Source organism: Nocardia bovistercoris, from assembly GCF_015674855.1.
Lineage (GTDB): Bacteria > Actinomycetota > Actinomycetes > Mycobacteriales > Mycobacteriaceae > Nocardia > Nocardia bovistercoris.
The window spans coordinates 296410-320535 of the sequence record NZ_JADMLG010000004.1; the positions used below are offsets into that span (position 1 = coordinate 296410).

Annotated in this window: 22 protein-coding genes, 2 tRNA genes and 1 pseudogene; 13 read left to right on the top strand and 12 right to left on the bottom strand. The window is 68.8% G+C overall.

Features of this window, described 5'->3' with window-relative positions; translation table 11 throughout:
• The first annotated feature begins 127 nt into the window (after positions 1-127).
• Positions 128-586, top strand: a complete 459-nt coding sequence (locus IT779_RS12390) for an acyl-CoA thioesterase (protein WP_332838770.1) — start codon at positions 128-130, stop codon at positions 584-586.
• 377 nt (positions 587-963) lie between these two features.
• Positions 964-1632 (top strand): hypothetical protein, encoded by a 669-nt coding sequence (locus IT779_RS12395; RefSeq protein WP_332838771.1) that lies wholly within the window; start codon positions 964-966, stop codon positions 1630-1632.
• A 160-nt stretch (positions 1633-1792) separates the two neighbouring features.
• On the opposite strand, the gene IT779_RS12400 is transcribed toward IT779_RS12395, so the two are convergent.
• Positions 1793-2101: an AzlD domain-containing protein gene (locus IT779_RS12400; RefSeq protein WP_198428422.1), complete on the bottom strand. Its 309-nt coding sequence runs from the start codon at positions 2099-2101 to the stop codon at positions 1793-1795.
• On the bottom strand, positions 2101-3003 hold the full coding sequence (locus IT779_RS12405; RefSeq protein WP_196149408.1) for an AzlC family ABC transporter permease: 903 nt from the start codon (positions 3001-3003) through the stop codon (positions 2101-2103). The genes IT779_RS12400 and IT779_RS12405 overlap by 1 nt, the downstream gene beginning before the upstream one ends.
• 81 nt (positions 3004-3084) lie before the next feature.
• Between IT779_RS12405 and IT779_RS12410 the strand changes: the two genes are divergently transcribed.
• The gene (locus IT779_RS12410) at positions 3085-3651 is read left to right on the top strand and encodes a helix-turn-helix domain-containing protein (RefSeq protein ID WP_196149409.1); all 567 of its coding nucleotides are present in this window, start codon (positions 3085-3087) and stop codon (positions 3649-3651) included.
• A 3-nt stretch (positions 3652-3654) separates the two neighbouring features.
• Here the strand turns inward: IT779_RS12410 and IT779_RS12415 are convergent, their stop codons facing one another.
• Complete coding sequence (locus IT779_RS12415) at positions 3655-4362, bottom strand: HNH endonuclease (protein WP_196149410.1); 708 nt, start codon at positions 4360-4362, stop codon at positions 3655-3657.
• Between the two features lie 323 nt (positions 4363-4685).
• On the opposite strand from IT779_RS12415, the gene IT779_RS12420 reads away from it, so the two are divergent.
• The 4 genes from IT779_RS12420 (at position 4686) to IT779_RS12435 (ending at position 7674) form a co-directional block, all read left to right on the top strand.
• Entirely contained in the window at positions 4686-5090 is a 405-nt protein-coding gene (locus tag IT779_RS12420) for a globin (protein ID WP_196149411.1), read from the top strand.
• Positions 5091-5251: 161 nt separating this feature from the next.
• Positions 5252-6910 (top strand): glycoside hydrolase family 13 protein, encoded by a 1659-nt coding sequence (locus IT779_RS12425; protein WP_196149412.1) that lies wholly within the window; start codon positions 5252-5254, stop codon positions 6908-6910.
• 46 nt (positions 6911-6956) lie between these two features.
• The gene (ctaJ, locus tag IT779_RS12430) at positions 6957-7223 is read left to right on the top strand and encodes an aa3-type cytochrome oxidase subunit CtaJ (RefSeq protein ID WP_196149413.1); all 267 of its coding nucleotides are present in this window, start codon (positions 6957-6959) and stop codon (positions 7221-7223) included.
• Positions 7210-7674 carry a DUF5130 domain-containing protein gene (locus IT779_RS12435; protein WP_332838772.1) on the top strand — a complete coding sequence of 155 codons (465 nt, stop codon included), beginning with the start codon at positions 7210-7212 and terminating at the stop codon, positions 7672-7674. The genes ctaJ and IT779_RS12435 overlap by 14 nt, the downstream gene beginning before the upstream one ends.
• Positions 7675-7785: 111 nt before the next feature.
• Here IT779_RS12435 and pepN read toward each other — a convergent pair whose 3' ends face one another.
• Positions 7786-10359: an aminopeptidase N gene (gene pepN, locus IT779_RS12440; RefSeq protein ID WP_196149414.1), complete on the bottom strand. Its 2574-nt coding sequence runs from the start codon at positions 10357-10359 to the stop codon at positions 7786-7788.
• A 223-nt stretch (positions 10360-10582) separates the two neighbouring features.
• On the opposite strand from pepN, the gene IT779_RS12445 reads away from it, so the two are divergent.
• Positions 10583-11407, top strand: a complete 825-nt coding sequence (locus IT779_RS12445) for a phosphoribosylaminoimidazolesuccinocarboxamide synthase (RefSeq protein ID WP_196149415.1) — start codon at positions 10583-10585, stop codon at positions 11405-11407.
• Between the two features lie 58 nt (positions 11408-11465).
• On the opposite strand, the gene IT779_RS12450 is transcribed toward IT779_RS12445, so the two are convergent.
• The 4 genes from IT779_RS12450 to IT779_RS12465 all read right to left on the bottom strand — a co-directional run bounded on the left by IT779_RS12450 (position 11466) and on the right by IT779_RS12465 (position 14970).
• Positions 11466-11948: an NUDIX domain-containing protein gene (locus tag IT779_RS12450; protein ID WP_196149416.1), complete on the bottom strand. Its 483-nt coding sequence runs from the start codon at positions 11946-11948 to the stop codon at positions 11466-11468.
• A gap of 43 nt (positions 11949-11991) precedes the next feature.
• Complete coding sequence (locus IT779_RS12455) at positions 11992-13233, bottom strand: RNA polymerase sigma factor (RefSeq protein WP_196149417.1); 1242 nt, start codon at positions 13231-13233, stop codon at positions 11992-11994.
• A gap of 11 nt (positions 13234-13244) precedes the next feature.
• Positions 13245-13640 (bottom strand): YciI family protein, encoded by a 396-nt coding sequence (locus IT779_RS12460; RefSeq protein WP_196149418.1) that lies wholly within the window; start codon positions 13638-13640, stop codon positions 13245-13247.
• 97 nt (positions 13641-13737) lie between these two features.
• On the bottom strand, positions 13738-14970 hold the full coding sequence (locus IT779_RS12465) for an NAD(P)/FAD-dependent oxidoreductase (RefSeq protein WP_196149419.1): 1233 nt from the start codon (positions 14968-14970) through the stop codon (positions 13738-13740).
• 171 nt (positions 14971-15141) lie between these two features.
• On the opposite strand from IT779_RS12465, the gene IT779_RS12470 reads away from it, so the two are divergent.
• A complete protein-coding gene (locus tag IT779_RS12470; protein ID WP_196149420.1) occupies positions 15142-15783 on the top strand; it encodes a mycothiol-dependent nitroreductase Rv2466c family protein in 642 nt (213 codons plus the stop codon).
• A gap of 543 nt (positions 15784-16326) precedes the next feature.
• On the opposite strand, the pseudogene IT779_RS12475 reads toward IT779_RS12470, so the two are convergent.
• Positions 16327-17388 (bottom strand): annotated as a pseudogene (locus IT779_RS12475) (M48 family metallopeptidase); the annotation flags it as partial.
• A gap of 81 nt (positions 17389-17469) precedes the next feature.
• Here IT779_RS12475 and IT779_RS12480 point away from each other — a divergent pair.
• Positions 17470-17937, top strand: coding sequence for a ribose-5-phosphate isomerase (locus IT779_RS12480; RefSeq protein ID WP_196149421.1), 468 nt, complete (start codon positions 17470-17472; stop codon positions 17935-17937).
• 15 nt (positions 17938-17952) lie between these two features.
• Positions 17953-18756, top strand: a complete 804-nt coding sequence (locus IT779_RS12485; RefSeq protein ID WP_196149422.1) for an Fpg/Nei family DNA glycosylase — start codon at positions 17953-17955, stop codon at positions 18754-18756.
• Between the two features lie 58 nt (positions 18757-18814).
• On the opposite strand, the gene IT779_RS12490 is transcribed toward IT779_RS12485, so the two are convergent.
• Positions 18815-19765 (bottom strand): GGDEF domain-containing protein, encoded by a 951-nt coding sequence (locus IT779_RS12490; RefSeq protein WP_196149423.1) that lies wholly within the window; start codon positions 19763-19765, stop codon positions 18815-18817.
• Positions 19766-20311: 546 nt separating this feature from the next.
• On the opposite strand from IT779_RS12490, the gene IT779_RS12495 reads away from it, so the two are divergent.
• Together IT779_RS12495 and IT779_RS12500 are read left to right on the top strand one after the other, a co-directional pair.
• A tRNA-Gly gene (locus tag IT779_RS12495) sits at positions 20312-20385 on the top strand.
• Positions 20386-20418: 33 nt separating this feature from the next.
• A tRNA-Pro gene (locus IT779_RS12500) sits at positions 20419-20492 on the top strand.
• Positions 20493-20602: 110 nt separating this feature from the next.
• Here the strand turns inward: IT779_RS12500 and IT779_RS12505 are convergent.
• Entirely contained in the window at positions 20603-22156 is a 1554-nt protein-coding gene (locus IT779_RS12505; protein ID WP_332838773.1) for a serine/threonine-protein kinase, read from the bottom strand.
• 278 nt (positions 22157-22434) lie between these two features.
• Positions 22435-24057: a hypothetical protein gene (locus IT779_RS12510; RefSeq protein WP_196149425.1), complete on the bottom strand. Its 1623-nt coding sequence runs from the start codon at positions 24055-24057 to the stop codon at positions 22435-22437.
• Positions 24058-24126 lie beyond the last annotated feature (69 nt).

The window sequence follows — 24126 nt, forward strand, 5'->3', positions numbered from 1 at the left end:
GGGTGCGCACCCGCGGCGGGACAGGTCGGAGTTGATCTAGTCCGGTGTCACGATTCACCGAACGTGCGGCTGCGACGCGGCAGTCGTCTCGGCGGTGAGCGGGCGACGCCCGATCGGAGGAACCACGGTGACGAACTCTGTGAACGGGAAGGCCAACGGGAGCGCTGTCGTGCTGCCCAAGCGTTTTCACGCCAAGGTCGAGGTCCGGTGGTCGGATATGGACGTGTTCCAGCACGTCAACCACGCCAGGATGGTGACCTTGCTCGAGGAGGCGCGGATTCCGTGGCTCTTCGACGGCAGCCCGACGACCTCGCTGCGTGAGGGCTGTGTCCTCACCGACCTGCGGGTGCGCTACCGCGGCCAGTTGCGACACGAGGACACCCCGCTCGATATCGCGATGTGGATCGAGCAGCTGCGCGCGGTCGATTTCACCATCGGCTACGAGGTGCGCGCGAACGGCGCCGCGCTGGATTCACCGCCCGCGGTGACCGCCTCCACCCAGATCGCGGCCTTCGACATGCCGACCCAGCGCCTGCGCCGACTCACCGGCCCGGAGCGGGATTACCTCACGGAGTGGATGGATTGAGCCGGATTCGCCGATGACGCTGACGGATTCGTCGTGCGGAACACCGCTGTGCCCGGTTCGATGGAAGTAGCCTGCCGCGACCAGGCTGACTGGGCCCGACTCGTGGCAGCCTCAACGGGAGAGCGGTCGCCCTGTTCAACTCGCAAGGAAAGCCGGCGGGGTACCGCAGCCGAAAGTGCCGAGGGTCGACAAGGCGGCCGGGTTCGGCATGCGCGCCGAGAGTGGTCGCCATCTGTGAACGCGAGGGTGCAGGGGGCGAAAAGGATGTCCGGGTCGGCTTCGGCAAGGGGCGCCGGGGCGAAAGGGATGACGGGGCCATTGAATTCGGTAGGTCTGCGGAGGGCGACAACGGCGGCGGGCGCGGCGCGGGTGTCGCCGTGGTGACCGGGCAGCGGGTGTTGCATGTCGCCGACCCGGCCGAACGCGAGAATCTGGCCACCTTCCTCACGCGGGCGCTGCGCTTGGACGTCGCCGCGGTGGTGCGGCTGCGCAGGCGCGGTGAGCGGTATGTCTCGGCTTGGGTGAGCACGGGATTCGAGGCGCTCGCGGTGCGCACCGTGCTGGCCGAACTCGGTGTCGACGACGTGACCGTGGCCGCGGATACGGTGTTGGCCGGACTGAGCTCGGGCAGTCCGATCGATCTGGGATATTCGATGGATTCGGCCTGGCGCGGCGCCCTTCCGCCTACCGACGGTTTCACCCATATCGATGACGTGCCCGCACGGTCGCTGGTCGAGTTGGCCGAACGCGGCGCCGAACTGGCCAGGGAGCACGGCAGCTCGCACGGTCCCCCCGCATCCCTGCTGGATCAGACCGTTCTGACGGCCTCGGCGGATCGGATCTCGGTGCAGGTGCCCATGCGCGTGGTCTTCGCCCTGACCGCGATGGATTTCATCCCGCACTCCGGTGACAAGACCGAGGCCCGCCGCATTCCGCCCACCGAAATCGTCCGCGTCCGCGCTACCAACACCTGGCTGCGCCTGGACGCCCGCTACGGTTCGGTCGCCCGTCGCCGCGGCGGCGCGATCCCACTCACTCCGAACTGACCTCGCGGTGGAACAGGCGTGTCGCGCGCCGATTCCAGCGACGGCAATCCGCAGCGGGACCTCCATCGTCCCCCGAAGCCGGCCGATACCGCATCGGCGAGGATGCGCACGTCGACCGTCGACGGTGCGATCCGCTGCCCACGAGGTGAGCCCGCCGCCGTCAGTTCTCGCCGAACAGCCGGATGAGGGCGGTTGTCGCCGCCGCGGCGGCGATCACGATCGGTAGGGGCGCCCGCCGCCAGGCGAGTAGTCCGGCGACGAGAACGCCGGCGGGTAGCGCGGGTCCGATTCGTCCGCTGCCCAGCGGCAGCGTGGTGACGGCCGCGAGTGCGGCGAGCAGGACCACCGCCCCGATTTCGAGGAGTCGGACGGCGCGGTCGGGAAAGCGGATGCGGTTGCGCAGCGCGGGCCCGGCCCATCGGAAGGCGAAGGTCCCGGCGCCGAGCGCTGCCACCGCGAGAGCCAGCATCACGACGATGCTCGACAGCGCGCGGCGCCGTGATCCCCGCATCGGGAGTCGGCATATCCGAGCGGCGCGGTGCGGGCGAGCCCGGCTGCGTCGAGGCCTGCGGGCGTTTCGGGGTCCAGCGGTGGGTCGCGGTGGGCCGGTGCGTCGCTGTCCGCCGGTGTTTCGGGGGCCGAGGGCTGCGCTGCGGCCGACTCCGGCCGGGAACTCGGCTCTCGCGGGTTCTGCCGCGTCGCCGAACTCGGCCATCGCGCGGCGACCAGAAGTCCGGCCAACGCGCACAGCACCGGCAAACCCACTGGTAGGAAGGGTGCGCCGACAAGGGCTATCGCTACGCCAAGCGCCACCGGTCCTCGGGTGTCGCGTTCGCGCAGCGCCGGGACCACCAGGGCGATGAGGACGGCGGGAAAGACCGCGTCCAGGCCGAAGGCGTCGATGTCGGGGATCACGCTGCCGAGGATCGCGCCGAGTGTGGCGCCGAGCGGCCACGCGACCATGACGCCGATACCGCAGCACCAGTAGGCGGCTCGTTTGCGCGCGAGGTCGGGTTGGGCGAGGGCGACGGCGACGGACTCGTCGTTCATCACGTGCGTGCCGAGCAGGCGACGTGGCCCGCTGCCGGTGACCGCGGGCAGGGACAGTCCGTAGGGCAGGTGCCTGGCGTTGACGATCAGTCCGGCCGCGACGGCGGCGAACGGGTTGCCGCCCGCGGCGAGGATGCCGAGGAACAGGAATTCCGCTCCGCCAGCGAGAACGACGACACCGAGTGCCACGGGCAGCCAGAGCGGGAATCCGTAGCCGATCGCGGTGGCGCCGTAGGAGATGCCGATCATCGTGACGGCCGCGAGTACCGCCGCGATGCCCGCGCGGGTGGACCGGTCGAGTGTTCGCCATATCGAACGCATGTAGTCTATGGTGAACACGGGCGGCGGTATCCGTCAATATGGTTTCCTGTTGAGCGGTTCGGAAATCGACGGGAGCGGAGCATGGATCGGCAGGAGAGGGGCGCGGCGCCGCAGGCGGTGATCGCCGCCTCGCTGCGTCGCGAACGCACCAGGGCCGGGCTGTCGCTCACCGAGGTCGCCCAGCGCGCGGGCATCGCGAAATCGACACTGTCCCAACTGGAGTCGGGCAGCGGGAATCCGAGCCTGGAAACCCTGTGGGCGCTGTGCGTCGCACTCGACATGCCGTTTTCCGGACTGCTCGAACCGCCGCGTCCCGCCGTACGGGTCATTCGCGCGGGCGAAGGCCCGGTCGTCGCGGCCGAACACTCCGACTACAGCGCAACCCTGCTCGCGGCCGGACCGCCGAATACCCGCCGGGACGTGTTCCGGATCGTGGCCGAACCCGGGCGCGTCCGCGAATCCGATCCGCACGGCCCCGGCGTGGTCGAACACGTCCTGCTCGCCGCCGGGCGCGCGCTGGCGGGACCGAGCGAGGCCCCGGTGGAACTCGGGCCGGGGGACTACCTCACCTATCCGGGTGACGCGCCCCACGTGTTCGAGGCGCTGGCCGCCGGTACCTGGGCGACCTTCGTGATGGAGTACACCTGAGGCTCAGGCCGCGCCCTCGCCGAGGTACTGCAGCCAGATCGGGTCGAGTTCGGCGGTGGTCGACAGCAGTCGCCAGTGCGGACCTTTCGGTGACACCAGCGGTGCGCGCAGCGTCCAGCCCAGTTCACTGAGCAGTTTGTCGGCTTTGCGATGGTTGCAGGGTGCGCAGCTGGCGACGCAGTTCTCCCAGGAATGCTCGCCGCCGCGACTGCGCGGAATGACGTGGTCGATGGTCTCGGCCTTGCCGCCGCAGTAGCCGCAGCGGTAGCGATCGCGATGCATGAGGGCGGCGCGGGTCATCGGCACGCGCGCGCGATAGGGGACGTGGACGTAGTTGCGTAATCGGATGACCGAAGGAATCGCGACCTCGGCGGCCGCGGAATGGACGATCGGGCCTTCGTCGTTGTGATGGACCGCGTCTGCCTTGTCGCAGATCAGCAGGACGATCGCGCGGCGCGCGGACAGTGCGGTGAGCGGCTCGTAGGTGGCGTTGAGAAGCAACACCCGGCGCTTCAACCAGTTGATGGTCTCGGAAGGAACGGCGGTCAGGCGCGGACCGGGATGGGCGGTCTCGCCGGGGCGATGGGCCCCGGGATGATGGTCGGACAAGATATGCAGCGGAATGGCCCCCGACCCACGATTGTGGACGTCGGCGGGCTGGAGTTGTCGGTGTGCCCTGGCCTCGTGTGATCGGCCATGCCGCTGCTTCATGGGTACCTCCGCTGGGACTGCTCCCCAGTTGACCATGGAAACCGCCCGATTGCACGGTGATTTCGCACAATGTTCGGTTAACTGCCGCTGAAGCGCCGCGTCGGGGCCACGTGTCGCTCCGATGCCGCCGCGACCGGGGCGAAGACCGGACCGAGTTCCGAGGATACGCGGGCGCGGAGGTGTCGGTCGCGGCGGGCACAATGGACGGCGGTGAGCACAATGGACGTGAGCACAATGGACGGCGGTGAGCACTGACTGCGGGTGAGCACTGACGGCGGGTGGGCACACGCACGGCGGCGGGCACGGACGATCGAGAGGATCAGATGAGTACGGGCGAGCAGACGGCGACATCGTTCTACGAGGCGGTCGGCGGCGCGGAGACCTTCCGGCGCATCGTCGCCGCGTTCTACCGCGAGGTGGCCGCCGACGAGGTGCTGCGCCCGCTCTACCCCGAGCAGGATCTCGGCCCGGCCGAACGGCGGCTGCGCATGTTCCTCGAACAGTATTGGGGCGGTCCGCGCACCTACTCCGACGAGCGCGGACATCCGCGGCTGCGGATGCGGCACATGCCGTTCAAGGTCGGTCCGATCGAACGCGACGCGTGGTTGCGGTGCATGCGCCTCGGCATCGCCGAGATCGAGCCCGAAGTCCTCGACGACGACCATCGCAAGGCGCTGCTCGACTACATGGAGATGGCGGCGAATTCCCTGGTCAATTCCCCGTTCTGAGTCCTCGATCACATATTAGCCCTAAATTCGCTGCCGCACCGTTCGGTTCGGTTCGTGAGCTCGGGCTCCGGTGTCGGAGCGGGTGTCTCGGGCCTTCGCGGACGCTCGCGCGGTTTGCGGGGGATTTTTAACATGGCGTTGCACGGCGGAAGTCCGCGAAAATGTTTGGCACTATTGCGGATGTGACGGAAACATCAGCCGCGTCGGCGGACGGCGCTGCGCCGGCCGAGGACAATGCGGCGCCGGTTGACGGCCAAGCGCCGCCGTGGTGGCGTTCGGCCGTGTTCTACCAGGTCTACCCCCGATCCTTCGCGGATTCCGACGGCGACGGCGTCGGCGACCTCGGCGGCATCAAGGAGAAGTTGGGCTACCTGGAGTTGCTCGGCATCGACGCACTGTGGATCTGCCCCGTGATGCGCTCCCCGATGGCCGACGGCGGCTACGACGTGTCCGATCCTCGCGACATCGATCCGCTGTTCGGCGGGATGGCGGCGATGGACGCGCTGATCGCGGCGGCGCACCGGCGCGGCATCAAGATCACCATGGACCTGGTGCCCAACCACACCAGCGACCGTCATCGGTGGTTCGTCGACGCGCTCGCCGCGGCGCCGGGCAGCGGTGAACGCGCCCGCTACATCTTCCGCGACGGCCGAGGACCCGACGGCAGCGAACCGCCCAACAACTGGCCGAGCATCTTCGGCGGCCCGGCGTGGACGCGGATCACCGAACCCGACGGCACGCCGGGGCAGTGGTACCTGCACATCTTCGCGCCCGAACAACCGGACCTGAACTGGGAGAATCCGGAGGTCGTCGCGGATTTCGAACAGACGCTGCGATTCTGGCTCGACCGCGGGGTCGACGGGTTCCGCATCGACGTGGCGCACGGCATGGCCAAGCCGCCGGGACTGCCGGATATGGCGAACGTCTCCACCAAGATGCTGGTGCACGACGACGACGATCCGCGCTTCAACAATCCCGGCGTGCACGAGATCCACCGCCGTTTCCGCAAGGTGCTCGACGAGTATCCGCACGCGGTGTCCATCGGCGAGGTCTGGGTCGACGACAACACTCGCTTCGGCGAATACGTCCGGCCCGACGAACTGCACATGGCCTTCAACTTCCGACTCGCCGAGACCGCGTTCGACGCCGAGGCGGTGCGGCACGCCGTCGACAATTCGCTGGCCGCGGTGGCCCCGGTGGGCGCGTCGCCGACCTGGACCCTGTCCAATCACGACATCGAGCGCGAGGTCACCCGCTACGGCGGCGGCGTGCTCGGAGTGGCCCGCGCCAAGGCCATGATGATGGTCGAATTGGCGCTGCCCGGTGCGGTTTTCGTCTACAACGGCGCCGAGCTCGGCCTGCCGAATGTGGACGATCTGCCCGAGGAGGCGCTGCAGGACCCGGTCTGGGAGCGGTCGGGGCACACCGATCGCGGCCGCGACGGCTGTCGAGTGCCCTTGCCGTGGGAGGGCGAACTCCCGCCGTTCGGTTTCACCTCGGCCGCGAGTTCGTGGCTGCCCGCGCCGCCGGAGTGGGCGAAGCTGACGGTGGAGTCGCAGCTCGAGGAGGTCGGCTCGACGGTGTCGCTGTACCGGATGGCGATCGAGATGCGCGCCAACCGCGCCGAGTTCTCCGGGGCGAGCGTGGAGTGGTACGGCAGTCCGAAGGGGTGTCTGGCGTTCCGGCGGCCCGGCGGACTGATCTGCGCGCTCAACGCCACCGGCGCGCCGATTCCGCTGCCGCCCGGTGAATTGCTGCTGGCCAGCGCGGACCTGATCGACGGACAGCTGCCACCGGATTCGGCGGCGTGGCTGGTCTGAGCGGGTAGCGGATGATCTACTACAGCCCATCGGATACCGTTGGTCCGTGAGCATTCTCGAGACAGTGCTGATTTTCGGCGGCATCCCGCTGGTGGTCTACGGCGCCATCGCCGGATTGTCCTACCTCGGCAAGCCGTTCGCCGGTGAGAAGCCGACCCACTTCGACCTCGGTCAGAAGTGGACACAGCCGCCGGTCCTGTGGAGTGCCACCGACGAGGTGATCGGGCACGGTCACCATGGCGGAGACGGGCACGGCGGCCACGCCGCCATCGAAGCGGACCTGATCGGAGGCCGGGCAAGTGGCAAGTTCTAAGTGGCCCGCGGTGGTCGAATCCGACCTGCCGCACGGATACGCGCTCACCAGCAGCGGTCGGGTCTCGGGTGTGCACGAGGCGGGCGATGTCTTCAAGGAGGCGCCGTTCAGCGATGACGAACGCCTCGCGGTGGACAACGTGCTCATCGAGGCCACCAGGGCCACCAAGGTGCGTTTCACCGTCTACATCGGCGACCTCGGCGCCGACCCGGCGGCGGGCGCGGACGCGATCTTCCCCGCCACGCCCGACGCCGCGCATTCGGTGCTCATCGCGGTCTCGCCGAACGAGAAGGCCATCGAGGTCCGCTCCGGCAGCGCGGTCGCCGATCGCGCCAACGACCGGGTGTGCCAGCTCGGTGTCACCGCCGCGCTGAGTTCGTTCCGCCAGGGCGAGATGATCGACGGACTGGTTTCCGCGATCCGCGTCATGGCCGCCGCGATCGGGCGCTGACACCCCGCACACCTGTGCTCATCGGGGCGGGCCGGTCCAGTGGGACCGTTCCGCCCCTTTCGCGTGTCCGGGCGCGGCGGACCGATGGGTTCGGCCCGCCGCACCCGTGCTTCACTCGGCGTCGAAGGCGCGCGCCCGCAGTGACCGTTCGATCCCGGACTTACCCTCGCTGACCAGCCTGCGCAGTGCGGGCGGATGGTCGGCGGCGAGGAACCGATCGGCCACGGCGACCGCCTCGTCCGTGATGGCCCACGACGGGTAGAGCCCGACGACCACGGTCTGGGCGACCTCGCTGGAACGCCGCTCCCACACACCGGGGATATCGGAGAAATACCGGTCGACGTAGGAGCCGAGCAGCTCACCTTGGCCCGCCGGGGCGAAGCCGCCGACGATCGAGCGCGCGGTGATGTTCGGCACGGTGTCGTCGTCCATGACCCGCGCCCACGCCTGTTCCTTGACCTCGGCGAGCGGGCGGGCCGTCGCGGCGGCGGCCGCCTGCCGCTTGCCCGCTGCGGTCGGGTCCTTGGCCAGTTCCTCGTCGATGACGGGAGTGTCGACGGTTTCGCCGTCGATCTCGCCCGCCGCCGCGAGCGCGGAGACGACCCGCCAGCGCAGGTCGGTGTCGACATCGAGTCCGTCCAGGCCGACGCCCTCTCCGTCGAGCAGCCCGCGCAGCGCCTCGGTGTGCCGGGGCGCGAGCTTCGCGCCGGTCAGGGCGTTGACGAAGGCGAGCTGATGGTCCGATCCGCCTTCGGCCCCGCGTGCCAGTTCGAGCAGGCGGTCGGCGAATTCGGGCCAGCCGACCTCGGCCGCCCACGTCGGGTCGGCGTAGCTGCCGATGGCGGTGTTGGCCTGCATCAGCAGACGCTGCACCACGCCGATCTCGGATTCGGCGCCGATGCCGCGCTGCACGAGGGCGACGAAATCGCGGGCCCGCATCTCGGCCTGCCTGGTCATCTCCCAGGCCGCCGACCACACCAGGGTGCGCGGCAGCGGTTCCTCGATCTCGTGGATGCGGCGCAGCACCACGTCGAGCGAATCCGGGTCGAGCCGGACCGAGCAGTAGGTGAGGTCGTCGTCGTTGATCAGCACGAACTGGCCGCGCTCGACGCCGACCAACTCGGGCACCTCGGTGCGGTCGGCGGCGTCGAGATCGAGTTCGATCCGTTCGGTGCGTACCAGTTTCCCGTCGCGTTCGGCGTAGACGCCGATGGCGAGGCGGTGCACGCGGTGTTCACCCGCGCCGGGGTGCGCGCCTTCCTGCACCACGGCGAAGCGGGCGAACCGGCCGCTCGCGTCGACCTCGAAATCCGGTCGAAGGATGTTGAGGCCGGTGGTCTTGAGCCACTGCGCGCCCCAGGTCGACAGGTCGCGTCCCGAGGATTTCTCCAGCGCGGTGAGCAGGTCGTCGAAGGTCGCGTTGCCGTAGGCGTGGTCGGTGAAGTACGCGCGCAGGCCCGCGAGGAACGGTTCGAGTCCGACGTAGGCGACCAGCTGCTTGAGCACCGAGGCGCCCTTGGCGTAGGTGATGCCGTCGAAGTTGACTTCAACGGCCGCCAGGTCCGGGATGTCGGCGGCGATGGGATGGGTGGATGGCAGCTGGTCCTGGCGGTAGGCCCAGGACTTCTCCACATTCGCGAAGGTGGTCCACGCGTTGGTGTATTCGGTGGCCTCGGACTGGCACAGCACCGAGGCGAAGGTCGCGAACGACTCGTTGAGCCACAGGTCGTCCCACCACTTCATGGTGACCAGGTCGCCGAACCACATGTGCGCCATCTCGTGCAGCACGGTCTCGGCGCGGCGCTCGTAGGAGGCCCGCGTGACCTTGGAACGGAAGACGTAGTCCTCCAGGAAGGTCACCGCGCCCGCGTTCTCCATCGCGCCCGCGTTGAATTCCGGCACGAACAGCTGGTCGTACTTGCCGAAGGCGTAGGGGACGCCGAACTTCTCGTGGTAGAAGCCGAAGCCCTGCTTGGTCTCGGTGAACAGCCGTTCGGCGTCCATGTGTCCGGCCAGCGAGGCGCGGCAGTAGATGCCGAGCGGGATGTCGCCGTGCTCGTCGGTGTAGGCGTCGGTCCATTCCGCGTACGGGCCCGCGATCAGCGCGACCAGGTAGGTGCTCATGCGCGGGGTGGTGCGGAACACGTGGCGGCCGGGTTCGGGGCGCACGTTCTGCACCGTCGCGCCGTTGGAGATCACCTTCCACGACGGCGCGGCGGTGACCGCGATATCGAAGGTGGCCTTCAGGTCGGGCTGGTCGAAGCAGGCGAACATGCGCTTGGCGTCGGCGGTTTCGAACTGCGAGTACAGGTAGACCGCGTCGTCGGTGGGGTCGACGAACCGGTGCAGGCCCTCGCCGGTGTGCGAGTACTCGCAGTCGGCCTCGACGACGAGCTCGTTGTGTTCGGCGAGGTCGGCGAGGGTGATCCCGGTGGACTCGTCGTAGTCGGACACGTCGATCGCGGCGCCGTTGAGGACGGCCGAACGGACCCCGCGGGCGACGATGTCGATGAAGGTGCTCGTTCCCGGCGTGGCCGTGAAGGTGACCGTGCTGCGGGAGAAGAAGGTCTGTTCACCCGGTTCGCCCGACCCGTCGGTCAGGTCGAGTTCGATGCGGTAGTTCTCGACCAGCACCGTCGCGGCGCGTTCGATCGCCTGTTCGCGAGTCAGGTTGGGTGCGGACATGAGGCTCCTTCGTGGTCGAAGAACGGCGCGTGTGCCGATGTGCGTCGGCCGCCGCCACGTGGCTGTGCGTCGGCTGCCGCCGCGTGGCGGCGCGCGCGGGACTTTTCCGCCCAACCCTACGACGCGTTCGGGTCGCGCCGCACTGTCGCGAGGTCGTGCGGGTCGCGCCGGTATCGTTGCCGTGCGGCGGATATTTCTCGGCGACGGATTCGGAGGCTCGATCTTGAAGCATGTGCACGCGGGCAAGGTGCGCGATCTGTACGAGGACGGCGATTCGCTGGTACTCGTCGCCTCGGATCGGGTGTCGGTCTACGACGTGGTGCTGCCGACGCCGATTCCGGACAAGGGTGTGCTGCTCACCCAGTTGTCCAACTGGTGGTTCGAATTCCTCGCCGACATCCCGAATCACGTGCTCTCCACCACCGATGTGCCCGAGGAGTTCGCGGGACGCGGAGTTCGGGTCAAGCCGTTGAAGATGATCCAGGTCGAATGCATCGCCCGCGGATACCTGACGGGCGGCGGTCTCACCGAGTACCGCGACACCGGCGCCGTCTCGGGAATCGCGCTGCCGCCAGGGCTGCGCGACGGCGACCGCCTGCCCGAGCCGATCTTCACCCCGACCACCAAGGCCGCGCGAGGTCACGATCTGCCCATGACCTTCGAGGACGTGGTGGCTCAGGAGGGGCGCGAGGTCGCCGAACTGCTGCGCGACACCACTCTCGACCTGTATCGGCGCGGCGCCGAGCACGCGGCGCGCAACGGGGTGATCATCGCCGACACCAAGGTCGAATTCGGTTGGGACGGCGAGGTATTCACCCTCGGCGACGAGGTGCTCACCTCGGACTCCTCGCGATTCTGGCCCGCCGACCGGTGGGAGCCAGGCCGCGCGCAGCCTTCCTTCGACAAGCAGTTCGTGCGCGACTGGGCCGCCGGGACCGGTTGGGACAAGGAACCGCCGGGACCGGAGATCCCCGCCGATATCGTCGCGGCGACCCGAGGCAAATATGTCGAGGCGTACGAACTGGTCACCGGGCGGGCGTGGAGCTGACGACGGCGCGCCGAGTCGTGCTCACGGTGCCCGACGGTCGTGGTCGCGTCGAACCGATTCAGGACACGAGCTGTGCGGCGAGGCGGTCCAGGAACGGCCGCTGACCCTTGCCGAGTTTGTCGTGCGCGGTGTCGAGGTCGAACCAGGCGGCGCGGTCGATCTCCGGGAATTCGGCCATCCGGCCCGAACGCGGCGGCCATTCCATCTCGAAGGTGCCCGGCACCACCTGATCCGGGTCGAGTTCGCCCTCGACGGCCCACACGATCACGGTCTTGCGGCCTCCGCCGCCGCTGTAGGTGACCTCGCCCAGCGGCAGCCATTCCCCCTCGGGCGCCGGCAGGCCGAGTTCCTCGGTGAACTCCCGGCTCGCCGCCGCCCGCGCGTCCTCTTCCTCGGCGATGTACTCGCCCTTGGGAATCGACCACGCGCCGTCGTCCTTCTTCGCGAAATACGGTCCGCCCATGTGCCCGATCAGGACTTCGAGGCCGTCGTCCGGCCGACGGCGGAACAGCAGGATGCCCGCGCTGGTCTTGTCTGTCACAGTGTGCAGTCTGCCCTTCGCCGCCGCGGTGTCGATCGACGGGTCATGCGGTCGCGCCGGGGTGTTCGGCGCGCAGTCGCGCGGCGCGCAGGGTGAGGTAGTCGCGTTCGGGCGTGCTCGTGGTGCGAGCGGCGGCGCGGGTGTAGGCGGTGCTGGCCGCGGTGTGGTCGCCCGCCATCTCGTGCAGGTGGCCGCGCACCGCGTCGAGTCGGTGGTTGTCGGCGAGATCCGCTGCTACCGTGTCGGCGAGGGCGAGACCGGCGTCGGGTCCGTGCGTCATGGCCACGGCCACCGCGCGATTGAGGGTCACCAGGGGACTGCCCGCGAGGCGTTCCAGTACCTCGTACAGGCGCAGGATCGACGGCCAGTCGGTGTCCTCGGCGCGGGTTGCCTGGCCGTGCAGGGCCGCGATGGCGGCTTGGACCTGGTAGGGGCCGTGCAGTCCGTGCGCGAGGGTCGCGGTGGCGAGTCGAACGCCCTCGGTGATGAGGGCGCGATCCCACAGTCGCCGGTCCTGTTCGGCGAGCGGGATCAGTTCGCCGTGCGCTCCGGTGCGCGCGGCGCGGCGGGCATCGGTGAGCAGCATCAACGCGAGCAGTCCGCCGACCTCGGGATCGTCGGGCAGCAGTCGGTGCACGGCGCGGGTCAGGCGGATCGCCTCGCCGGACAGGTCGGTGCGGTGCAGATCCGGTCCGGTCGAACTGGTGTGTCCTTCGGTGAAGATCAGGTAGAGCACGCGCAGTACCGGGTCGAGTCGGTCCCGCCACCGGTTCTCCTCGCCTGACGACGGTTCGGCGAACGGGCGTTCCAATGCGCCGAGGCGTTTCTTGGCGCGGGCAATGCGTTGCGCCATGGTCGCTTCCGGCAGCAGGAAGGCGCGCGCGATCTCGGCGGTGGTCAGTCCGCCGACCGCGCGCAGCGTGAGCGCCACCGAACTCGCCGTCGACAGCGCCGGATGGCAGCACAGGAAATACAGCGACAGGGTGTCGTCGCGGTCGACGGCCTCGGTATCGGACACCTCGCGGTCGAAGACCGTGTGCTCACGTCGCCTCCGGGCGACCTCGGCGCGCACCGCGTCGGCCATGCGCCGCTGCGCGACCTGGATCAGCCAGCCGCGCGGATTCTGCGGCACGCCGTCTTCGGGCCACCGGGTCGCGGCGGCGAGCAAGGCCTCCTGGAGCGCGTCCTCGGCGGTGTCGAAATCGCCGAATCGGTGCACCAGCGTGCCGAGGACCTGCGGCGCGAGCGTGCGCAGCAGGTCCTCGGTGCTCTCGGTCACGTGCACTGCGAGCGCTGTTACGTGGCGGGCGCGCTCATGACCGCGCGCACCTCGATGTATTCGCGGATGGGTGCGCCGCCGGGACCGGGGGCGGCCGAGGCGAGCGCGGCGATCTCGAGCGCGCGTTCGGGGCTGTCGACGTCGATCATCCAGTAGCCCGCCAGGAATTCCTTCGTCTCGGGGAAGGGGCCGTCGGTGACGACCGGGGCGGAGCGTCCGTCGGAGCTCACCACCCGCGCCTCCTCCGGTCCGGCAAGGCCCTGGGCGTCGACGAGTTCGCCGCTCGCGGCGAGTTGGGCGCCGAGCGCCTTCTGGAATTCGATGTGCGCCACGATGTCCTCGGGCGCCCATTCGTTGATCGGCAGATCGCAGGCCGCGGTCGCACCGTAGGTCTTCAACAGCATGTACTTCATGATTCGGCTCCTTGCCGGTCGGCGCGCCCTTGTGGCGCTCTCGAGGGTAGGTCGGAGCCGGTCGTACGCACTTGTCGTATCCGTGGAGTGACCTGCATCACAGTTGGGACGAGGTGTCGGCCAACTTCGCCGGGTCCACCGGTTCGCCCGCCGCGACGAGTTCCTTGATCCGGTCGGTGACATCCCAGATGTTGACGTTCATCCCGGCCATGACCAGATTGTCGGCGTCGAGCCAGAACGCGACGAACTCGCGGGCGTCGCGATCGCCGCGCACCACGACCCGGTCGTACTCGCCTGCCGCCGCGTAGCCCGTGTACTCCATGCCGAGGTCGTACTGATCGGTGAAGAAGTAGGGCAGTCGGTCGTAGACCGCGGGCTTGCCGAGCATGGTCGCCGCCGCCACCGCGGGCTGATTGAGGGCATTGGCCCAGTGCTCGACGCGGATGCGGCGGCCGAGAACCGGATGGCGCTGCGCGGCGATATCGCCGACGGCGACGATATCCGGATCGCTCGTCGCCAGCGATTCGTCGACCAGCACACCGCCATCGACCTCCAGACCCGCCGCCTCGGCGAGTTCGACATTCGGCCGTGCGCCGACCGCGACCAGCACCGCGTCCGCGGTCACCGTGCTGCCGTCGCCGAGCCGCAGACCGATCGCGAGCACCGCCTCGCCGGTGTCGCGGGTGGTGATCTCCTCGACCTGCGCGCCGAGCCGCAGGTCGACATCGTTGGCCCGGTGCAGGTCGGCGAAGACCGCGCCCATCTCCGGTCCGAGCGCGCCGAGCAGCGGCTGCTCGGCGGATTCGACGACCGTGACCCGCAATCCGGCCCCCCGCGCCGCCGCGGCGACCTCGAGACCGATCCAGCCCGCGCCGATCACCGCGAGGCTGCGATTCTGCCCGAACAGCTCGATCATGGTGTCGGAGTCGCCGATGGTGCGCAGCGTGTACACGTTGGGCGCGTCCGCGCCCGGCAGCGGCGGGCGCTTCGGGCTCGAGCCCGTGGCCAGCGCCAACTTGTCGTAGGCCAGGGTGGAGCCGTCGGGCAGGGTCACGGTGGCGGCGGCGCGATCGATCGCGGTCACCTCGGTGCCCAATCGCAGATCGATGTGGTGATCGCGGTACCACTGACCCGGCTGCACGGTGAATTCCGGCAGGGATTTCTTGCCGAGCAGATGTTCCTTGGACAGCGGAGGTCGCTCGTATGGCAGGTGCTCCTCGGCGCCGATCACGGTGACGGTGCCGTCGAAATCGTTGTCCCGCAGAGCTTCCGCGAGTTTGGCCGCGGCCAGGCCGCCACCGACGATGACAAAACGACGCTGCGAGGTCATTGCGGACTCCTTCTCGGGTGGATAACGGATTCCTGCCCCGAGCCTACTGTCAGCCGATCCTCGCGCCCGCGAATCGGGAACGAATACCGGACCGATGTGGTTGCTCCCGATAGCGGCCGCGCTACCCGCCGCCGCAATTCAGCTTTCGCGAAAGATCGAGAGGAACGAACCGTGACCGAAACGGCCGAGAAGAACGTCGCCGACTTCTGGTTCGACCCGCTGTGCCCGTGGTGCTGGATCACCTCCCGCTGGATCCTGGAGGTCGAGAAGGTCCGCGATATCGACGCCCGCTTCCACGTCATGAGCCTCGCCGTCCTCAACGAGGGCCGCGACCTGCCGCCGCAATACCAGGAATTGATGGCCGTCGGCTGGGGGCCCGTCCGGGTCGCCATCGCCGCGGCACAGGCTCACGGCGACAAGATCCTGTCGCCGCTCTACACCGCCATGGGTACCCGCATCCACGACCGCAAGGACGAATACGAGCGCCCCGATCGCGCCGCGTCGCTGGCCGCGGTCATCGCCGACTCGCTCGCCGAGGTCGGACTCCCGGCCGAACTGGCCGAGGCCGCGAACAGCACCGAATACGACGCCGCGCTGCGCGAGAGCCACCACGCGGGGATGGACAAGGTGGGCGAGGACGTCGGCACGCCGACCATCCACGTCAACGGGATCGCGTTCTTCGGTCCGGTGTTGTCGCGGATTCCGCGCGGTGAGGAAGCGGGCACGGTATGGGACGGCGTCGTCGCGCTCGCCTCGTACCCGCACTTCTTCGAGTTGAAGCGGACCAGGACCGAGAACCCGTCCTTCGACTGAATCCGCGGGCGGTGTGGCGTCGGTCGTCGCCACACCGCCCCGGTTCAGTGCGGGCGGTCCTCATAATGCCCACGAGTCGAGGTTGCGGACGGCATGTGGCCATGGGTGCACGGGGTGGCAGTGGCCCGACTCGACCGTCCCGGTGTGGTGCGGCCGCCATCGCGTTGTTCAGGGTCGCGGCGGTGGGTACTTGGCGACATGGCGACAAGCAGCCGTCGGCCCGGCCGAAGCGTCCGGTGCTCGAGGACGGTGTCATCGCGCTGCCCCGGCTCGAGGTTGTGGCGGCGGTGTGGCGTCCTGCGGTCCTGACGGCGGTTAGGGCGAGTGGGTGTCGCCCGGGTTCGGTCTGCCCCAGCCCTGATGTTCGGTGGGTTGCTGTGGATAGCCGTCGGTCGGGTAGGGGCCGGTCGGTTGCGCGTACCCGCCGGACTGTGGTGGATAACCGCCGCTCGGCTGTGGATAGCCGCTCGATGACTGCCCGGCGACCGGTGGCGCGTACCCGCCCGCATGCTGTGGATATCCACCGGTGAGCTGTGGATATCCACCGATCGGCTGGTACGGGGGATAGGTGCCGCCCGGCGGCGGGAATCCGGGTTGCGGCGTGACCCGCGGATTCGGCCGCCAGAGCAGATTGCCGTGCTTGCTGCGGTCGCGCAGCGCCCACATCCGCCAGGTCAATACCGGGTGGCTGACCAGGCCGTTGTAGAGCCAGACGAAGAATCCGCGTTCCACCGGCGCCCGGTCGGCCATCTCGTCGAACCCGACCAACGTGTTCAGATATTTGCCGCCCGCCAGGGTGCGCATCGCGCCGGGCGCGCCCTCGTGGTTGTAGCAGTAGCCGTGGTTGTCGGCGGTGTACTCCTGGGCGCGCTGCAACGATCCGCCCAGAATCGGCAGGTACGGCACCACATACATGCCGAGCCACCGCCAGTACGAGGTGTGCCCGGCGGCGATGTGCCCGACCTCGTGGCCGATGATGAAGGCCAGCGCGTCGGGATCGCGTGCCGCGCCGCCGATTTCGAACAGATCGCTGTTGACCGCCACGAACCGGCGGAAGCCGTGCCCCGAGGCGAACGCGTTGATCGCCCCGTTGCCGAGCACCACGAAGGCGTCCGGGGTATTGGCCATCCCGAAGCGCGCCGCGGCCTCCACGACCATGCGATGCGCGTCAGGGAACTGGGTCGGGGTGATCTTGATGCCACCGGTGCGCAACTGCGCGTACAACAGACCGCGCTGCAACACCAGGATCAGCGGCGCGAGCAGCAGCGGCGCCGACAGTTGCAGCGGAATCCAGCCGACCACCGTCATCAGCAGTCCCAAGACGAAGAACAGGGCGGTCAGCACCACGATCACGGTGAGCAGCGGTATCTCGAGCGCGTGCCGGGCAGGCATCCCGAACGGTCCGAGCCCGCGCGTCTGCTGGATCGCGTATCGCGGCGGTCGCGGTCCGTTCGCGGTGGCCGGTGACTGATACCCGGGAACCCATCCGGGCGGTCCGCTCGACGGATCCCATCCGGTGAGGTTCGACACCGAGGTCGAACCGCTCGCTTCGCCATCGGATTTCGTCAGCGAGGTCGATGGTTGACCTTGTTCGTCGGACTGCATGCCATGAACTCTATTCATTTGCCCGCCGTCGTCCATTCCCCCGCCGTCGCCGCTCGCGGCGGGCCTGACACAATCGCTGCCATGCGCGTATACCTGGGTGCCGACCATGCCGGTTTCGAACTGAAGAATCACGTCAAGGCCCATCTGGAGCAGGCGGGCCACGAGGTCGTCGACTGCGGCGCCCTCGAATACGACGCACTCGACGACTACCCCGCGTTCTGCATCGACGCCGCGCGCCGCACCGTCGCCGACCCGGGCAGCCTCGGCCTGGTGTTCGGCGGCAGCGGCAACGGTGAGCAGATCGCCGCCAACAAGGTGCCCGGCGCTCGCTGCGCGCTTGCCTGGAGCGTCGAGACCGCCCGTCTCGCGCGCGAACACAACAACGCTCAGCTCATCGGAATCGGCGGCCGGATGCACAGCACCGAGGAAGCGCTCGCCATCGTCGACGCGTTCGTGGCGACGGCGTGGTCCGGCGAGGAGCGCCATCAGCGCCGCATCGACATCCTCGCCGAGTACGAGAAGACCGGCGTGGCGCCCGCCACCGCGTGAAGTAGGCAGGCGTAGATGCCCGAAGGGCATACGCTGCACCGGCTCGCCCGCCGGCACCAGGAGCGTTTCGCGGGCGCGGTGGTGCGGGTGTCGAGTCCGCAGGGACGGTTCGCCGACGGGGCCGCACTGGTCGACGGACAGGTGCTGACCCGCTCGGAAGCGCACGGGAAACATCTGCTGCACCACTACGAGTCGGGGGCGGTCGTGCACGTCCACCTCGGCCTCTACGGCAAGTTCTACGATTCCGAACTGCCGATGGGGGAGCCGATCGGCCAGGTCAGGATGCGAATGGTCGGCGCTGGTTCGGGTTTCGGCACCGACCTGCGCGGGCCGAGCGCCTGCGAGGTGCTGACCCCTCCCGAGGTGGACGCGCTCGCCGAACGCCTCGGCGCCGACCCGCTGCGCCCCGACGCCGACCCCGACCGCCCGCTGCGCCGAATCGCCCGCTCGCGCAGGTCGATCGGCGCGCTGCTGATGGACCAGTCGGTGATCGCGGGCGTCGGCAACGTGTACCGGGCCGAAGTGCTGTTCCGGCACGGTATCTCGCCGTACCGGGAAGGCGCCGCGCTCGGCGCCGAACAGTGGCAGGCGATCTGGGCGGATCTGGTGGAGCTGATGCCGGTCGGTGTCGCGACCGGCCGCATGCACGTGGTTCGCCCCGAACACGACCACGGCGAACCGTCCTACGCGCCGGATCGCCCGCGGACCTACGTCTACCGCAGGCAGGGCGCCGCCTGCCGGGTCTGCGGCGCGACGGTGGCGCACGCGGTCATGGAGGGGCGGAATCTGTTCTGGTGCCCCGGCTGTCAATCCGGCTGACGCCGTACTGCCCCCTGGACGCCGCGCTCGGGCCCGACGAGGGCCCGCGCCGTGCTCTTCAACCGGCGACGGCGGCGTCGATCTCCGGGCCGTCGGAATCGGTGTAGACGAACCGGTTGCCGGTCTTGATGGAGTACATGTCGCGATCCGCGCGCCGCAGCAGATCCGTGAAATCGCACGGCGCGCCAGGCGGATTGTGCGCGGTGCCGACGCTCGCCGACACCGGCACCGGACCAGCCGTCGACCACACCGGGTCGCGCAGCGCCTGATGGATGTGACGGCAGATCTCGGCCAGCGAATGCTGATCCCGGTTCACCGCGAGCACGAATTCGTCACCGCCGTAGCGGCAGATCACCGTGTCGGGCGGGCAGACCTCGCGCAGCCGGTTGGCCAGTTCGACCAGGACCTCGTCGCCGACGGCGTGCCCGAACCCGTCGTTGATCTGCTTGAAGCGGTCGAGGTCGATGAGCAGCAGGCCGACGTGGCAGTTCGGGTCGAGCGCCATGCGGCGCACCCGGTCCTGCAACAGCGTGCGGTTGGCGAGGTCGGTGAGCGCGTCGTGGGTGGCCTCGTGGCGCAGGCGGTGCTGCAGCGCGGCGATCTCCTGGACGCGCAGCGAGACCTTCGCCGTCATGCTCTGCTCCTGCTGGGCGAGCGCGCGTTCCTGCAGGGCCTGGGCGTAGCTGTCGATGGCGTGGCTGGCGATGAACGGCCAGCGGGTGGCCACGAGGGAGCCCGGCCTGCCCGAGGGGAAGCCGAGTAGCCATCTGCTGGCCTGCGCCAGCATGCGGGTTCGTTCGAACGGCGGTTCGGCGAGCCGGGCGCCGAGCTGCTTGGCCGAGGTGACCGGGAAAGGTTCGAACCGGGCGAGTTCCAGCAGGGACTGCACGATCTCGATGAGGACCGGTTCCAGCTGTTGCGGAGTCGTGTGCGAGCCCGGTTCCGCGCAGACCGCACGCGCCCAGGCGCGCGCCATCGCGCTGACAGGTGGCTCGGTGTCGGCGGACATCGCGCTCACCTCGGGGTGTCGATGTCGGTAACCGGGTGCCCCGCGCACGCGCGAGAGCCGGCATCACCCCGATCACTACTGCTATGCGGTTGGGTCCACCACGCTCGGTGCACGTTCACCGCCCCCTTTCCAGATACCCCCGTCCGGCAAAAAGGATCCTAGCAAGCCACTCGGCACTGAAAAACGACGTTTTACAACGAGTTTTCGATACCGGTCCAGTGGCGATCGGATGTGTGATCGTTCCGGGGGCACGGGCGTTACACATCAATTCCGGTTCGCTGGAGAGTCGCGCGCCGACACGCCAGAAGTGTGCCCGAACCTGCGCGAATCCGTCCTCCACCGGCCTGATCGTAGTCGCGCATCGCCGCGACGGCACCCCCCTCGGCCGAATGACCCGACACCGACGTGACGAGAACCGGTCCCACCACCCCTCGGTGACCCGCACCGCAGCCCCGCCCGCTCCCGGCGATTGGCTTTTTCGACGGTTGATTCGGTACAGTCGGTGCGCACACGACATCGTGGCGATCCCATCGGTGTCGTATGCCTGCGGGTGTAGTTCAATGGTAGAACCTCAGCCTTCCAAGCTGATGGTGCGGGTTCGATTCCCGTCACCCGCTCCACACAAGAATTCTCCTCGCCGCCGAGCGAGGGCACGGGGTGTAGCGCAGCTTGGTAGCGCATCCGCTTTGGGAGCGGAGGGTCGCAGGTTCAAATCCTGTCACCCCGACAGTAATTCGACCCCTCCGGCCCAGGTCAGAGGGCGTCGCCTACCTTTCGGCAGCTCGGTCGAAATCGCCCCTGGTAGCTCGGGATAGGCGCGCTCGCGATGAGCGGGCTTCAGGTCAGTGGTGCGCGGGCTACCTCGTCGATCAGGTCTTGGATCGGTTCGGGGCCGTTGTAGTCGAAGGTCATGACCCATGTGGCTCGGGACGGGTCGGTGAAGGTGGAGACGATCTTCGGGTACCGGAGGGTGCCGTTGACCACCTTGGTGAACGTGAGACGTCGGTCTTTGCGATTGCCGAATGTGGCCGTGTCCAACAACTTCGCGCGTAGTGCGAACTCTCCGACCGCCGTTGTGGCGTCGTTCTGGGATCTGTAGACGTAGAAGGTGTAGTTCAGCGCCTTGCTGCCCGTGGTGAAGCAGTACCAGCGCGCCATCCAGCCATTGAAGGCCGCCTCGGCGTTGGTTTCGAGGCGCAGGTCTTCGGTGCGGGGTCGGCAGGTCGCGTTCCGGTACCCTTTCCCCTCCTCGCGAGGGTCGGTCGGCAGCATGTCGGGGAACGCGGCGGAAACGGCGGCCAGTGCGCGGAGTTCCGGGGTGCGGCCAGTGGCTTCGGCGAGAATCGAGGAATCGTCACGCCACACCCAGACGCCGAAACCCACCAGGACGACCAGCACGATCACCAGCGGGGTCAGGGGAACGATGCGTCGACGGCGTCGTGGGGGCGCGGGGATGGGGCGCATCGGTGGCGGGTACGCGCGCGACATGTTCGGCTGCGGGCCGGGGGTGACCGGGACGCGCGGTGCGGACGGGGCGGGAGCGAACGGCTGGACGAGAGTGGGGGAGGAGGGGGTGATCACGGGGAGGCTCGGCGTCGGGCGGCCGTTCAGCGCCGCCCACGCCAGGTTCGCGAATTCGGCGCAGGTGGCGAATCGGTCTTCGCTGCGTTTGGCCATGGCGCGCGCGAGGATCGCGTCGAGTTCGGCGGGTAGGCCGGGGCGGAAGGCGGTGATCGGTGGGGGTGGTTTGCGCAGGTGTCCGTCGATGATGAGGGCCGGGTGGGACGAGTCGAAGGGGGATTTGCCGGTGAGGAGCCAGAACAGGGTGCACGCCAGGGAGTATTGGTCGGTGCGGTGGTCCATGTAGGCGCCGGTGAGCTGTTCGGGGGAGGCGTAGGTGAGGGTGGCGGTGAAAGTGCCGGTTCGAGTGAGGTGTGCGGTGTCCTCGCGTGGGCGGGCGATACCGAAGTCGGTGAGTAGGACTCGTTCCATGCCTACGCCGCGGGCGAGCATGATGTTGGCGGGCTTCACGTCCCGGTGCAGGACGCCCATGGCGTGTGCGTAGTCGAGGGCTGTCGCGGTCTCCGCTACGATCTGTGCGCCGCGCTGCGGGGGTAGCGCGGACGGGTCGAGGGATGAGGCGTCAACGCCGTCGATGTACTGCATGGCGATCCACAGCTGTTCGTCGTCGACGCCGCGATCGAAGACCGTCACGATGTTCGGGTGGTCCAGTCGCGCGGCCAAGTCGGCTTCGCGTTCGAATCTAGCTCGGATCTCGTTGTCGGAGTACAGATCTCGGTTGAGCAGCTTGAGTGCGACCAGCCGGGGCAGTCGCGGATGCCGTGCCAGGTACACCGCCCCCATGCCGCCCCTGCCGAGCAGTCTCTCCACGGTGTAACCCGCGAAGACTTCCCCGCCACGTAACACAAGACCCCCCGGACCGCTTCCGAATTGTTCGGCGGCTCAGCCGCTTTCCGCGCGCACGGTGGCGATCTTCCGGCCGTGCGCACATCGCGGACTGTACACGGCGCACTCCGGTTGCTCACCACCGAGGATTCGCCGCTCGGCCGGGCTCCGGGAACCGCGCATTGCCGCTCGGATCACACAGACCAGAGTTCATCGAAAAGGGCCCGTGCTCTTGTGAGTACGGGCCCTTCGAGGGGGGATGTTCAGCGCTGCCTGCTGGTACGGGCGCGGCGGCGTTCGGCTTGGAGTTCGGCGAGTTCCTGTTCGAGGAGTTCGGCGATGCGGAACTGGCCGGTGTCGTGGATGGGGTCGGGGGCCGGGACGACCTGGAGGTCCGGCTTCGCGGGAACGGCCGGGGTTTCCTTGCCGTTCTTGGCCGCCGGGCGGGAATCGGCGGCGGTGCGGCCCTTTCCGGGGACGACCTTCCTGATGCCCGTCTTGGCGGCGGCCGGTTTCGCGGCAGGCTTCTCGGCGGGCGCGGGGACCGCCTGCACCGGCTGTGGTTCGGCGACGGCCGCGACAGCGGGCTTGGCGACCTCGGCGGGCGGCGCGGGCTTCGCGACGACCGGTGCCGCGGTCGGTTCGGGCTGCGCGGGGGCCTTGGCGACCACGGGCTTGGCGGGGGCGGGCGGCGCGGGCTTGACGGGCGGTGTGACGGGCTTCGCGACAGCGGCGGGCTTGGTCACCGGGGCGGGCTTGACGGCCGCGGGCTTGACGGCGGGCGGAGTCGATTCGGCCGCCTTGGCCGCGGTGCCGTTCGTCGAGCGCGCCACGGCGGGCTTGGGAGCCTGGGCAACGGGCTTGGGGGCCTTGACCACGGGCTGGGGCGCCTCGTCCTCGGGTTCCTCGTCTTCGGCGTACAGAACCTCGGTGAGCGCCTCGGATTCGTCGACTTCGGCCTCTTCGTCCTCGATCTCCTCTTCGACGTACTCGACCGCGGGTTCGTAGTCGGGTTCGGGTTCGGCCTCGATCACGACGGCTTGCGGAGTGCCGAGTTCCGCGGCCATCGGACGGTAGGAGGCGAGGTCGGGCAGTCTGCTGCGGATGACCTCGGCCGGGTCGGGCAGATCGCGCACCTGATCGGTGGCGCGGGTGATGGCGAGGCCGTATCGGGCGCTCGCCGCGTCGTGGATGAGCAGCGCAACGCCGATCATGACCGGCGCGACGGCGTGCACGCCCGCGTCGAACCAGTCCGCGCCGCGCACGTACGGGTAGGTGTTCAGGCCGACGGTGAGGGCGAGCAGCGCGATTTCGGCGGCGACGACCTGACCGCGGTTGTCGTTGACACCCCATTCCGAGACCTTGTTGGTGCCGATCATGATGATGATCAAGCAGACGCTGATCATCGCCTCGATGAGGTAGCTGAACCAGTACAGCGGATCCGACGGGCCGCTGGGGGCGATGTTCTGCTGGACGTTGACCGCCGACCAGAGCATGCCCGCGCCGACCACGCCCGCGAGCGCGCGCAGCGACCAGGAGCGGTGCCGATACAGCGATGCCAGTTTGGCGTGCGGACTCGATTCCCGCCGCTGCGCGGCTATCGCTTTCCGCGCGACAAGTAGATCTCTGATGTCTGCCTTCTCGATCTCTTCGGTGGTCTGCCGGGCTCGATCGGCGGCTCCGGCGGCGGCCTGCGCTTGTTTCCAGCGCTGTGCGCGATCCTGTCCGCGGATCTTCTCGGCGAGGTCACGTTCGGCGTGCAGTTCGTCTTCGGACAGCGCCTGGGTGAGCGCGGGGTCGAACTGGTAGGCCAGCCTGCCTCGGGCCTTCTCGACCCGCCGCGCCAGCAGACTGACATCGTCCTCAATGGGATGCTCTATCGTCACCTCGACTCCCGCCGGGGCAGGTTCGAGGTTTGGCAAGTGATCACACGTGGGAACGGCACATGCCATTCA